Source organism: Undibacterium sp. 5I2 (genome assembly GCF_035019605.1).
Lineage (GTDB): Bacteria > Pseudomonadota > Gammaproteobacteria > Burkholderiales > Burkholderiaceae_D > Undibacterium.
This window is the reverse complement of record NZ_JASJVS010000001.1, coordinates 103,750-117,165: the sequence shown is the minus strand read 5'-3', so window position 1 is coordinate 117,165 and position 13,416 is coordinate 103,750. Positions and strand designations below refer to the sequence as shown.

Here is a 13,416-nt window from a genome sequence, read left to right as displayed (position 1 = left end):
CCCCATACGTTGGGCGCATTATAAATTTTTTTTCAGTTTTTCGTATCGGTGAATATCCATGACGACAGTTCAATCCGCTGTGAACCACCTCGCCATTGCGCGCGAGATTTTATTGACACCCTTTGGTTTGGATGAAACAGCTCTGTCCAAAGTGCTCGGTTCGATGTTTACGCATAAGGTCGATTATGCCGACCTGTATTTCCAATTCACCCGCAGCGAGAGCTGGAGCTTGGAAGAGGGCATCGTCAAGACCGGCAGCTTTTCCATCGACCAAGGGGTGGGCGTGCGCGCCATTTCCGGTGATAAAACGGCCTTCTCTTATTCTGATGAAATTTCCGAGCGCGCCTTGTCCGAAGCCGCCCGCGCTACCCGCACCATCGGTCGCAGCGGCAATGGCAAAATCAAGGTCGCCAGCAGTCTGCAAGATGTGCACGGACGCGATCTGTATCTGCGCGAAGATCCCTTGCTTTCATTAGATGCCACTGAAAAAGTCAATTTACTGGAAAAATTGGAAAAAATCGCTCGCGCCAAAGATCCGCGCATCGTTCAAGTCATGGCTGGTCTGGCCGGCGAATACGATGTGATTTTGGTGGCACGCAGCGATGGCGTCATTGCTGCGGATGTGCGGCCTTTAGTGCGGATTTCGCTGACCGTCATCGCCGAACAGAATGGTCGCCGTGAAATGGGCTCGAGTGGCGGCGGTGGCCGCTATGATTACAGTTACTTTTCCGATGTCTTGCTGGAAAAATTTGCTGATGAAGCCGTCAAATCGGCCTTGGTCAATCTCGATGCCCGCCCGGCACCGGCTGGTGTAATGACGGTCGTGCTCGGCCCCGGTTGGCCTGGCGTGTTGTTGCATGAAGCCATAGGTCATGGTTTGGAAGGCGATTTCAATCGCAAAGGATCGAGCACTTTTTCCGGTCGCATCGGCGAGCGTGTCGCCGCCAAGGGCGTCACCGTAGTCGATGATGGTACCTTGCAAGACCGCCGCGGTTCGCTCAATGTCGATGATGAAGGTAATCCTACCCAGTACAATACCTTGATCGAAGATGGCATACTCAAAGGCTATATGCAGGATACGATGAATGCCCGTCTGATGAAGACCGCCGTGACCGGCAATGCCCGGCGCGAATCATTCGCCCACCTGCCGATGCCGCGCATGACCAATACTTATATGTTGGCCGGCGATAAAGACCCGGAAGAAATTTTGGCGTCGGTCAAACACGGCTTGTATGCGGTCAACTTTGGCGGCGGTCAGGTCGATATCACCAACGGCAAGTTCGTATTTTCTGCCAGCGAAGCCTACATGATAGAAAACGGCAAGATCAGTTATCCGGTCAAAGGCGCTACCCTCATTGGCAATGGCCCCGAGGTATTGAACCACGTTTCCATGATAGGCAATGACATGCGCCTTGATTCAGGTGTCGGCGTGTGTGGCAAAGAAGGCCAGAGCCTGCCGGTCGGGGTCGGTCAGCCTAGTCTGCGGATTGAAGGTTTGACGGTCGGCGGTACGGCCTGATGCTTGGCGCGCTGGATGGGAGGAATCGACTATGTTTGTGATCGCCGTCGTCTCGGCCAAGGGTGGGGTGGGCAAAACCACGGTGTGCGCTAATCTGGCGGCGGCCTTGCATGCGCGCGCGCAGCCGGTGCTGGCGATCGATCTCGACCCGCAAAATGCCTTGCAATGGCACTTGGGCGGGCTCGACCAAAATGATTGCAAAGGTATCAGCGCCTTGACCGGTAACCGCACACGCTTGGCCGGCGTTAGCCATGTCAGCCCGTTTGCTGGCAGCTTCGTGCCTTACGGTAATGGTGGTGAGGCGCGCCGGCTACGTTTTGAACGCGATCTCGAACAGCGCGATGATTGGTTGCGAAATAAATTACACAGCGCCAATTTAGCCCCTGACACCATCGTCTTGCTCGACACGCCGCCAGGGCCGTCGATTTATCTTAAACAAGCCATGCAGGCAGCCGATTTTCTGCTCGTCGTTGTGCTGGCCGATGCGGCCTCGTATTCGACGCTGCCGGAAATGGAAGCTTTGATCGCGAGCTACCGTGGCAGCAGCGTCGCCTCGGCTTATCTGCTCAATCAAAGTAATGCGCGCATGCTGGGACAAGATGTGCTGACCTTGATGGCCGATCGTCTTGGTGAGCGTATGCTGCCCTTCGTTGTGCCCGATAGTGCCGCAGTCGAAGAGGCGCTGGCATACGAACGCCCGGTCGTGCTGTACCAAAGTCATGATCCGGCCGCCATCAATTTACAAGCCATTGCCGATTTTTTGATTCGTACCGTGGGCTTGCATCCGCGTCTTTCCTAAGTCTACTTCCTTCCCCGATGCGGGAAGGAAGTAGATCGCGTCATTTTTGTTTGATTAAAATCAAAATAAAATTTGCGCTTTGCTCACACTGCTGTGCCGCATAATTCCAGTGTTTTTCTCTTCCAACTCCACAGTATTGACCTGTCGCAGCACGTTAATCGTGTGTGTGCGAGCACTCGCGTCCACCGGTAGTTGCCGTAAAGTAAGAGTATTTCACCGAAAATGCCGTGATTTGCGGTGATAGCTATGAGGAAGCTTAGCTTTTTCAGCAAATTTTTCCTGATTATAGATTGTTGACATTTAAGTACTGCAGATTGCTGGACGGCCATTGATACCAAGTGGTAAAGTTGTAGACATGTTGTAACAGTTCGTAATATAAAAAATATTCTCTTAACAAGAACAACTTCCATTAAAGAAAAGCTGAATCCAGTCATGAATAACCTTGGATATTACGAAATACAGCAGTGTTCTCAGCAGTGGCGAATTTTCTTGCATGCCTTTGCCAGCCAATTTTCCAGCAAAGCCGAACCGGCCGAGCTGCGTGCGTTTATGCATGATTTGGGTCGAACCATGGCACAGAGCTTGCCGGTTACCGACGGCAGCAGTTTGCCGGCGCTGGCGGCGGCTATGAATGTGATGTGGGCGCAATTGAATTGGGGTTGGGTCGAGTTGATCGAGGAAGCCGACAGTTTGCAAGTCGCTCACCATGCCTCACCGCTGAAAGCGGCGTTTGGTGAAGCCGCACTGGAATGGTCGCCGGCTTTGATCGAAGGAATTTACGCACAATGGTTTGAAGGTTTGGGCATGGACCCTAGCCTGCATTTGGTGCAACGCGGCGCGGTGTTGGAAGACGGTCAGTTATTCGTCTATGAGCTAAAAAAACAACATGAGACACCCGCGTATTTTACCCGTCGTTGAATCTCGCCTCTGGGCGACACAAAGAAACAGGGCAAGTGACTATTATGGATGATGACGTAAAAAATCTTTTTCAAAAATTCGGCCAATCGGCGGCTGGTTATCAAGAAATTAATCGCCAGGCCGAAACGGAACAGGCGAAACAGCGCTGGCCCTTGCTGCGCGACGTGCGCGTGCATGCGCTGCCAGAGCCGGAGCCGGAAGCGGACCAGGTAGCGCTGGCTGAGCCAGTCGCGTGCCCGGTGCTGCGCACGCTACCGAGCGTAGCGACCGCTGTGGCTGCCCTTCATGCCGAGCCATTCGTGCGCAGTGTTGTTTCTGCTCCTGCTCCTGCTCCAGCTCCAGCCGCAGCTACAGCTACAGCTCAAGCTACAGCTCCGACCGCCAAGGCCGGCAGTTTGGCCAGCGTGTTTGCACGTTTGGCCAAACCGAACTTGCCTGTGCAAAATGAGCCGGCCGTGTCATCGTTTTTCAAAAAAATCTTCCAGTCATGAGGATTGTTGCTGTCATTTCTCCTAAGGGTGGCGTCGGCAAGACCACCGTGACAGCTAATTTGGCCGCGTCGCTGGCGCGTTTGGGCGCACGTGTCAGCGTTCTCGATCTCGATCCTCAAAATGCCTTGCGCTTGCATTTTGGCATGCCTTACGACCAGCAGGGCGGGATTGCCGGCCAAGATGCGCAAGGCCGGCCCTGGCGCGAAGTGTTGTATGAAAGTGCCTTTGGCGTTGATTTCATACCATATGGGACGATCACCGAGAAACAGCGCGACCAGTTCGAAGCCGGCATACGTCAGCAGCCGGACTGGTTGGCGACGCGGCTGGCAGCAATGCAGCTTGATGACAATGCCGTCTTGCTGATCGATACGCCACCGGGACCTAGCCTCTATTTACAGCAAGTATTGAATGTCGCCAATGTCGCGCTGGTGGTTCTGCGCGCCGATGCCGCTTCGTACTCGACGGTGCCGGCGATCGAAGCCTTGCTGGCGTATTACACCGGTAAACGCAGCAATTTTTTTGGTTATTGCTATGTGGTGAATCAAATGGATGCGTCAAAGCAACTTTGTCGCGATGTGGTCGGCATGTTGCGTAGTGATTTGGGGGCGCGTTTTGTGTCGGCAACGATACACCGCGATGAAGCGGTCAGTGAAGCACTGGCCTGTCAGTCGCCGGTGGCGTACTATGCCAAACATAGTTCGGCCACCCATGATGTTGAACAACTGTCGATCTGGTTACAGAAAAATTTCGGATTGGTGGACTGATGCGCTCGATTCTCAATTCTCGCTATTTGTACGGACGGCTCAATGAACTCGGCCTGGCACTGGTCAACTGGCCCGGCTGGGAACGCAGAGTGCCGCGCGCGCTGGCCTTGTTAGTGGCGGCTTTGTTGTACTGGACCGCCATCAGCATTCCTATGGAATTGCCGCTGCAAGCTTTTTTTTCCGCCATCGTGTTTGGTATCGCGCTGTATTTACGACGCTATACCGGCACCTTGGTGTCGCTCATCATGGTGATGTTTTCAGTCAGCGCGACGAGCCGCTACATTTACTGGCGCATCAATTACACCATAGGCACAGAGAATCTGCTCGACTTGTTTTTCGCCTTGGTGCTGATTATGGCCGAGGTTTATGCTTGGCTGGTACTGTTGCTCGGCTACGTGCAAACGGCTTGGCCGCTCAAGCGCAAACCGGTACTGATGCCGGCCGATGTCAGCAGTTGGCCGGTGATCGACTTGTTCATTCCGACGTATAACGAAGACATCAGCGTGGTCAAGCCGACCGTGATGGCGGCCATGGGGATAGACTGGCCGCGCGAGAAACTCAATATCATTATTCTCGACGATGGGCGTCGTCCTGAGTTTGCCGTTCTGGCAGCCAGCTTAGGTGTGGAATGCTACACCCGGGCTGACAATAAACATGCCAAGGCCGGCAATATCAATGCAGCACTCAAGCGCACTTCGGGCGAATTCGTCGCCATTTTCGATTGTGATCACATGCCTACCCGTTCGTTTTTGCAGTATGCGATGGGCTGGTTTTTGGTCGACCCGAAGTTGGCGATGGTGCAGACACCCCATCATTTTCTCTCACCCGATCCGTTCGAACGTAATTTGCAAACCTTCCGTGACGTCCCCAATGAAGGCGAGTTGTTTTATGGTTTGATACAAGATGGCAATGATCTTTGGAATGCCACTTTTTTCTGCGGTTCCTGCGCTATTTTGCGTCGTTCCTGTCTGGAAGAAATCGGCGGTATTGCCGTCGAAACGGTGACCGAAGATGCCCATACTGCGCTTAAAATGCAGCGACGTGGATATAACACCGCGTATCTGTCTTTACCGCAGGCGGCTGGCTTGGCGACTGAAAGTTTGTCTGCCCACGTCGGGCAAAGGATACGCTGGGCGCGTGGGATGGCGCAGATTTTCCGTACCGATAATCCCTTGTTCGGCAAGGGACTGAGTTTCGGACAACGACTCTGCTACAGCAACGCCATGCTGCATTTTTTCTATGGTTTGCCGCGCATGGTATTTTTGCTGGCGCCGATTTCCTATCTGTTTTTCGAAGTGCATATCATTAAAGCTTCGGCCTTGTCGATTGCCGCCTATTCGCTGCCGCATTTGTTACATGCCAATTTAACCAACTCGCGCATTCAGGGCGCGCACCGCCATTCCTTCTGGGCCGAAGTGTATGAAGCCACGCTGGCTTGGTATATTTTTCGCCCGACCTTGGTCGCGCTGGTCAATCCCAAGCTTGGTACCTTCAACGTGACCGCCAAGGGTGGTTTAGTACAGGAAGAGCATTTCGACTGGGTGATTTCGAAACCGTATCTGGTGATGCTGGGCTTGAATGTACTGGGCTTTTTGATCGGCATCGGGCGAGCGATCTGGTGGAATACCTACGAGCTTGATACCGTGATTTTGAATATGCTCTGGACCATTTATAACCTGGTCATACTCGGTGCCACCTTGGCCGTGGCGACGGAATCGAAGCAGGTGCGCCGCACCCATCGCGTGCGGGCCTATCTGAACGCCACACTGCGGCTGGAGAATGGCCATTCGGTAGTTTGCCAGACCGAAGATTTTTCCATGGGCGGCATGTCCCTGCGCGTGCCCGATGGGTTTGCGATGAAAAAGAATGAACAACTGCATGTGTCACTGTATGGCACCAGTGGTGAATGCCTGTTCCCCGCCAAAGCGATTTTTGCCAAGCAAAATATTCTCAGCGTGCAATTTCTTGAACTCAGCATCCAACAAGAAATGGATTTGATCAGTTGTACGATAGGGCGCGCCGATGTCTGGCTCAATTGGTCGGAAAACCGGAATATCGATCAACCGCTCAATGGTTTGAAAGAAATTGCTTTTCACAGTATTCAAGGATTCACTCGGTTTGGCACCGGCCTCAAGCAATATTGGGACACGCAATCGGAACAACAGAAAATATTAACGGAAACGACGATCATGAAAAAAAATAAAATCAAATGGCCGTGGAAACGCGCCACCGGCGCTGCCCTCGCCATCGCTGTCGGCTTGACGGCGGGCGTACCTGAGCAAGCCTACGCTGCATCGAAGCGTCACCAAGCCGAAGCGGCCGCGGCCGCGGCCGCCGATGCGACGGCGGCAACGGCGGCAACGGCCGCAACTACGGTAGCGACCGCCGTCGCTGGCCCGGTCAGCGGCCAGACCATCTATAAACTCAGCCTCAAACAAATGGGGCAGGGCAGTAACATCGAATTGCGCGGTATTGAGGGTGAGCGCTCATTTCCATTTACCGTGCGCAGTGATGAAGTGATCACGGCAGCGCGCATCCGCTACGGCTTGGCGTATTCGCCGGCGCTGCTGCCCGATTTGTCGCATCTTAAAGTGTCGGTGAATAATGAACTCATCAGCGTGGTGCCGCTGCCAAGAGAAACCGCCAAAGGCATCATCCGCGACGAGGTGATCGATCCACGCTTTTTTACCGATTTCAATCAACTCAGTTTTAAACTCATCGGCCACTATTCACGCGAATGTGAAGATCCGTATCACTCCAGCCTGTGGGCACAGCTGAGCAATACCAGCTATTTGGAATTGACGGTCAGTCCTATCGAGCTGGCGAATGATCTGGCCTTGTTGCCTGGCCCCTTCTTCGATAAGCGCGATGCGCGTTTGTTAGAATTGCCATTTGTTATGCCGGCCCAGGCTTCACTCGAGATGCTGCGTAATGCCGGTGTGGTGGCATCGTGGTTCGGCCACCTTGCGGCTTACCGTGGCGCGCGTTTTCCGGTCGCCAGCGAAGGTTTACCTAAAACGCATGCGATCGTCTTTGCCACCAGCAAAGAAGCACCCGTCGGGATACAGTTACCGGTCATAAATGGTCCGAGCTTGATGGTCGTCGCCAATCCAGCCAATCCGAAAGCCAAACTCTTGTTGGTCTTGGGGCGCGATCAAAATGAATTGAAAATTGCGGCACAAGCGCTGACTCTGGGTCAGAGCGTATTGTCCGGCCCTAGCGCCGTCATCAATAACTATAAAGAACCGCATGCCCGCTTGGCCTATGATGCGCCGAACTGGCTGCCGACCAATCGTGCGGTTAAGCTCGGTGAACTGTTGCCGCTGGAAAGCTTGCAAGTCAGTGGTCTGACCCCGGATTTAATTCGCATCAATATGCGCGTGGCACCCGATCTGTTCACCTGGCAACGTGATGGCGTGCCTATCGATTTACGCTATCGTTTCACGCCGCGTCCATCGGTCGATAAGTCTACCCTCAACATCGGTATCAATGATGGTTTCGTGCGGGCTTTGTCTTTATCGGGCGCAGAAATTGAAAAAGGCAAGATCAAAGAATCGGTGATGTTATTCTTCAAGGATGGTCATCGTTTTGCCCAAGAAGAAGTGCAATTGCCAATCTTCCGCATCGGCGCGGAAAATCAATTGCAATTCCATTTCTTTTACGATTACCCGAAACAGGGTGCCTGTAAAGATGTGTATCTCGATAATGTACGCTCGGCCATCGATTCCGATTCCACCATCGATTTTTCCAACATGCCGCATTACGCTGCCTATCCGAATTTGGCCTATGTTGCCAACGCCGGCTTTCCGTTCACCAAATACGCCGATCTCTCCGGTACCGCCATCGTCATGCCTGATCGCGCCAGCAATCAAGAAATCGAAACCTACCTTAATCTCATGGGGCGCATGGGTGAGTCGACCGCTTATCCGGTAACCAACAACACGGTGATACGTGGCAGCGATGTCGAGAAACACAGCGACCAGGATTTGATCATCATCGCCACCAATGGCAATCAAGCCCTGCTCAAGCAATGGGCCAGCTATATGCCGCTGAGCATGGATGAGACGGGCAATCATCTGCAATTGCCACGCGGATTCATGCGCTACTTGGCACGTTGGAATGGTAAGGATATCGACGACGTCGAACGCCGCTCCGGTGAGATGTTGGCCAAGACCGGCAATGGCTTCGGTGCGATGATGCAGTTTGCTTCACCCTTGTCGAGTGAACATAGTGTCGTGGTGCTTACTGCCGGTGCGGCAGAACATTTACGCGATTTGACCGATGCCTTGACCCAGCCTGATTTACGCAGCAAGTTTCAGGGTGATTTGGTGCTGGTCAAAGGCGATCACATCGAGCATGTCTTGATCGGCGATACCTACTATGTCGGCAGCTTGCCATTATGGACCTGGGTGAAGTGGACTTTGTCGACACAACCTGTGTTGCTGATCATCTTCCTGCTGCTCGCTTCGCTGATTGCCGCGACGATGTTGTTCCGCTTTTTGCGTAAAAAAGCAGCCCAGCGTTTGCAGGCCGGGCAAGATGTCGAATAAATGACACGTTTATGCGGCCGTCGCGAGGCGGTCGCGTAGTAGAATTGAAGCAATAGAGCGCCGCGCTGCTGCGCCTGCTCATCGCAGTATTTGCTTAATCAACAGGGTGAAATGCATGGTTTTCAAACGAAAAGCGATAGCGCTGGCGTTTTTGGCAATATCGATGGAAGGCACAAGCGCCTTCGCCACCTCAACCCTGCAACAGCAATTGCTGGAACAAGCACAATTTTGGGAGCAGCGCGGACGCGATGACCATGCCGCCGATGCCTGGGCCAAGTTGCTCAAGGTCGATCCCGACAATCTTCAGGCATTGGTTGCCGTCGGTATGCAAGCTGCGCGCAGCGGCAATCCCGAGCAAGCCAAAATCTGCCTGGCCAAATTACGCAGTCTCAATGCCAGTGCCTCTCAACAGCGCTTGGTGGAAGAGGCGCTGCGGCGCGGACCGGTCAGCGCCGGCCGTCAGCTCGATGATGCGCGACGCTTGGCGCGCCAAGGCGACAGCGAGGCGGCAGCCGACAGTTTCCGTTTGCTCGGCGATCCGAGTCGCCTCAAGGGCGATGCGGCGCTCGAATATTATCAAGTACTGGCTGGTACCAAGAGTGGCTATGACGAAGCCCAGCGCGGCTTGGAAAAACTCAGTAAAGACACCCCGGCCAACCTGCGCTATGCGCTGGCCTATGCCCAAGTACTCAGTTATCGCCAAGTCAGCCGAGTCAGCAGCCTTGGTTTGTTGGAAAGTTTAAGCAGCAAGCCTGAAGTGGCCACGGCTGCCACTGCCGCCTGGCGTCAGGCGTTGAGCTGGATGGGTTTGGAAGCGGGCAACAGTAAATTTTTCCGTGCTTACTTGGAGCGTCATCCGGGCGACCAAGCCATCGCCGACAAACTCGCGGCATTGGCACGGCAGAGCAAAGAAACGGCGCTCGAAAGTCGCCGCACCGGCAATAAGCCGGAGCGTAGCAAAGCGCCGGAGGTCAATATTTCCTCGGCCGGCTTTAAGGCGCTCGATGCCAATGATTTGGCTTTGGCGGAAAAAGAATTTCAAACCCTCATCAAACGCCATCCTAAAGATCCGGTTGGTCATGGCGGCATGGGCTTAGTAAAAATGCGCCAAGAAGAATTCATCGCGGCGCGAAAATATTTGCTGCAAGCCACACGTCTCGGTGGTGCCAAGGGCCAAGCCAACTGGCACCAAGCGTATGACAGCGCCAATTACTGGGCCATCATCGAAGAGGCGCGCAGCGCCTTCGAAGATGCCGACAGCGCTAAAGGTATCGCCTTGCTGCGCAAAGCGATAGCCCTCAATGGCAAAGAGCCGTCCGGGATTTTGCAATTGGCCGACGCCTTGCAGGCTGAAAATGATATGGCCGGTGCCGAAGCAAATTTCAAACAGGTCTACAACGAAGACAAAACTAATATGCGTGCGCTCGATGGCTTGATCGGCGTGTATGTATTACAAAAGCGTTTGAAAGATTTGGAAGCGCTGAGCCCATCGATGTTGCCGCGCCATTTCGCCATTTTGGCTAATTTGAAAGCCGAAGAATTTTCTGCCACGGCGAAACGCTTGTTGGCTGCCGGTGATCTCAACGGCGCCCAAGCTGCGCTTGAAGATGCGATTTTGGTCAAACCGGAAGATGCTTGGTTGCGTATGTCTCTGGCCAAAATCTACTTGCAGAGAAATATGCCTGCGCAGGCACAAGCCTTGCTCGATGCCCTCACCAATGTTGCCAAACCGGATCCCGAAGCCCTGTATGTCAGTGCCTTGCTCAGTCAAATGCAGCAATTGTGGTGGGAAGGTTTGATGACGCTGGAGCGCGTGCCGGTCGCTGCGCGTAAGGGCGAATTATTGGCCTTGCAGAAGCGCTTGTGGATACACGTACAGCTGGATCGCTTGGAATTGTTGAGCGCCCGCGGCAACAGCGCCGAAGTGAACAAAATTCTGTTGGCGATCGAAGCTGCCGCTGGCAAAGAGCCTGAATATCTTGGCACAGTCGCGGCGCTGTATATCCGCCTCGGCGACGCCGAGCACGGCTTGGCGATGATGCGACAGGCGGTACAGGAGAGCCCGAAGCCGAGCGCCGAATTGTTGCTTGCCTACGGCAGCACGCTGATGCAAATGAACCAAGAAGCCGAGCTCGATGCCGTCATGCGCAGGGTAGCGGCGCTGCCGAAACTGAGCGAAGCAGAGGTGCGCACATTCCGCCAATTACAAAAAGCTTTGTCCATGCGCTATGCGGAACGCAGCCGTGAGGCCGGCGATTATGCCGCTGCCTATACCTATTTACAGCCCTTGCTGATCAGCGAACCACAAGACCCGCTGCTCTTGCTGGCCTTGGCGCGCATCTATGCCTCGGCCGGTGAGGCCGATGTTGCAAAAACTCTGTATTTGCAAGTGTTACAGACTGAACCGAATAACCCGGAAGTGTTGCAAGGCTTGCTGTTCGCTGCCATGTCGCTGAAAGATTATGACGGTGCCGAACAACAGCTGGAAAAATTACTGCGCTTGCAGCCCGATAATCCGCGTTTCATTGCCTTGGCTGGTAATGTCGCGCGTGCGCGTGGTCAGAATGGCCGCGCACTCGACTACTTCAAACGAGCGCTGGCACTGGAACAAGCGCGCCGTCCGCTGGCCGGCCGCGGCGTGGATGGACTGCGCTTGGTCGCCACGGTGCCGGTGGCCAATGATTTCAAACTCAATCCCTTCGCGCTTGCCGGCAGCACGCCGCCAGCCGCTGGGCCACAGCTGAAACAAGTGCCGCAATTGTCCGCGCAATACGCGGTGGCGAACTTGCCTGCGGCTGCATTGCCAAGCGCTGCGCCGGCACCAACTGGCGCGCGGCTAGCGGCCGTCGCGCCGCTGCCGGCTCCGCTCAGCGTGCCAGTGTTGCCGGCCGCCAGCGTGGCCCCGCAGAGTGTAGCGCCGCTACTGATCGTGCCAAACCCGGCAATCACGCCAAGCTTACCAAGCGCAGCGCGCTCTGGCCTGAATGCCGTCGCTCCGGCCTTGCTACCAGCCTTGGCACCAGTTGCGACTGCAGCTCCAGTGTCAGCTTCAGTCGCCAGTCCACTCAATAGCCGCGCCGCGACGCGCCGCTACAGCCAAGGCTACAGCAGTTCGGTGAGCCCGGAAGAAGCCGCTTTGATCAAAGAAATTGATGATCTGTCAGCGTTGAATCGCTCGGAGGTCACGCTGGGCTTGGCCGCGCGTGCGCGCAGCGGCCAGAGTGGCTTGTCGCAGCTCAAGGATATTGAAACCCCACTCGAAGTACAGCTTTCCACCCTCTCGGCCGGTCAATTTGGTTTGAAAATCATCCCGGTACTGGTCGATGCCGGGACGCTAAACCTCAACGATAGCGGCGTGGCCGGTTTGTTTGGCCGTAATACGGTGATCAATGGCCAAGCGACGATTGCCAAATTACCGCTGACCAGCGTTGCGGCTCAGCAAGGTTTATCGAACGCGGCGAGCATCAGCCAAGTTGCCAAAGGCGTGGCCTTGAGCCTCAGTTATCAGCTCAGCGGCTTCAAGGCCGATCTCGGCAGTAGTCCGATAGGCTTTCCTATCCGCACCGTCGTCGGTGGCTTGCGCTGGAGCGATCAGATTGAGTCTTGGAATTACAGCATCGAGGTGGCCCGCCGCTCAGTCACCGACAGTTACCTCTCCTATGCCGGAGCAAAAGACAGTCTGTATGGCTTGAGCTGGGGCGGGGTGAGCAAGAATGGTGTCCGTCTGGAAACGGCTTACGATACCCCCGAAGGCGGGCTGTATCTCGGTGCCGGCTTGGCGCGTCTGAGCGGCACCAATGTGCTGAGCAACCGCGTGTTCGATTTGGGCGGTGGCATTTACTGGCGTGCGTATCGCCGCAGCGATATGTTGGTCACGACCGGCTTGGGCTTGACCAGCATGTTTTATCAAAAGAACTTACAGAATTTCACTTACGGCAATGGCGGCTACTTCAGCCCGCAATCGTATGTAGCGCTCAATCTGCCGGTGGAAGTCAGTGGTCGCTCTGGCAAGCTGGCTTACCAGCTTGGCGCTGCGATCGGTATCCAGCATTTCCGCAGCGATGCCGCACCGTATTATCCGCTCGTCAGTGCCGATCAGACGGCTTTGGAACTATTTGTCGCCGCTAATCCCGGCAGCAATCTTTCCAGTACCTATGCCGCTGCTTCGCATACCGGCTTACAATATAAACTCGGGGCTGCGCTGGAATACCTGCTGACGCCACAATTTGCGCTCGGTGGCCGCCTCTCGGTCGATAACTCCGGTGATTTCACCGATGCCGCCGCCTTGCTGTATCTGCGCTACACCTTCGAGCCGCGCCGCGGGCCGGTGGCATTTCCTCCGGTCGCACCAAAACCGTATTACCAGGGAAACTAG

General features: G+C 54.8%; 7 protein-coding genes. All 7 read left to right on the top strand.

All coding sequences use genetic code 11. The features are described 5' to 3' along the window. The first annotated feature begins 58 nt into the window (after positions 1–58). The 7 genes from tldD to QN359_RS00505 all read left to right on the top strand — a co-directional run bounded on the left by tldD (position 59) and on the right by QN359_RS00505 (position 13,416). The gene (gene tldD / locus QN359_RS00535; RefSeq protein WP_322249311.1) at positions 59–1,519 is read left to right on the top strand and encodes a metalloprotease TldD; all 1,461 of its coding nucleotides are present in this window, start codon (positions 59–61) and stop codon (positions 1,517–1,519) included. Positions 1,520–1,550: 31 nt separating this feature from the next. Continuing rightward, positions 1,551–2,318 carry a cellulose biosynthesis protein BcsQ gene (gene bcsQ / locus QN359_RS00530; protein WP_322249310.1) on the top strand — a complete coding sequence of 256 codons (768 nt, stop codon included), beginning with the start codon at positions 1,551–1,553 and terminating at the stop codon, positions 2,316–2,318. Positions 2,319–2,750: 432 nt separating this feature from the next. After that, positions 2,751–3,236: a cellulose biosynthesis protein BcsD gene (gene bcsD / locus QN359_RS00525; RefSeq protein ID WP_322249309.1), complete on the top strand. Its 486-nt coding sequence runs from the start codon at positions 2,751–2,753 to the stop codon at positions 3,234–3,236. A gap of 44 nt (positions 3,237–3,280) precedes the next feature. Further along, the gene (gene bcsP, locus QN359_RS00520; RefSeq protein WP_322249308.1) at positions 3,281–3,727 is read left to right on the top strand and encodes a cellulose biosynthesis protein BcsP; all 447 of its coding nucleotides are present in this window, start codon (positions 3,281–3,283) and stop codon (positions 3,725–3,727) included. Next, positions 3,724–4,491: a cellulose biosynthesis protein BcsQ gene (bcsQ, locus tag QN359_RS00515; RefSeq protein ID WP_322249307.1), complete on the top strand. Its 768-nt coding sequence runs from the start codon at positions 3,724–3,726 to the stop codon at positions 4,489–4,491. Before bcsP ends, bcsQ (QN359_RS00515) begins: the two co-directional genes overlap by 4 nt. Then, positions 4,491–9,041 (top strand): UDP-forming cellulose synthase catalytic subunit, encoded by a 4,551-nt coding sequence (bcsA, locus tag QN359_RS00510; RefSeq protein ID WP_322249306.1) that lies wholly within the window; start codon positions 4,491–4,493, stop codon positions 9,039–9,041. The genes bcsQ (QN359_RS00515) and bcsA overlap by 1 nt, the downstream gene beginning before the upstream one ends. Positions 9,042–9,156: 115 nt before the next feature. Continuing rightward, positions 9,157–13,416, top strand: a complete 4,260-nt coding sequence (locus QN359_RS00505) for a cellulose synthase subunit BcsC-related outer membrane protein (protein ID WP_322249305.1) — start codon at positions 9,157–9,159, stop codon at positions 13,414–13,416.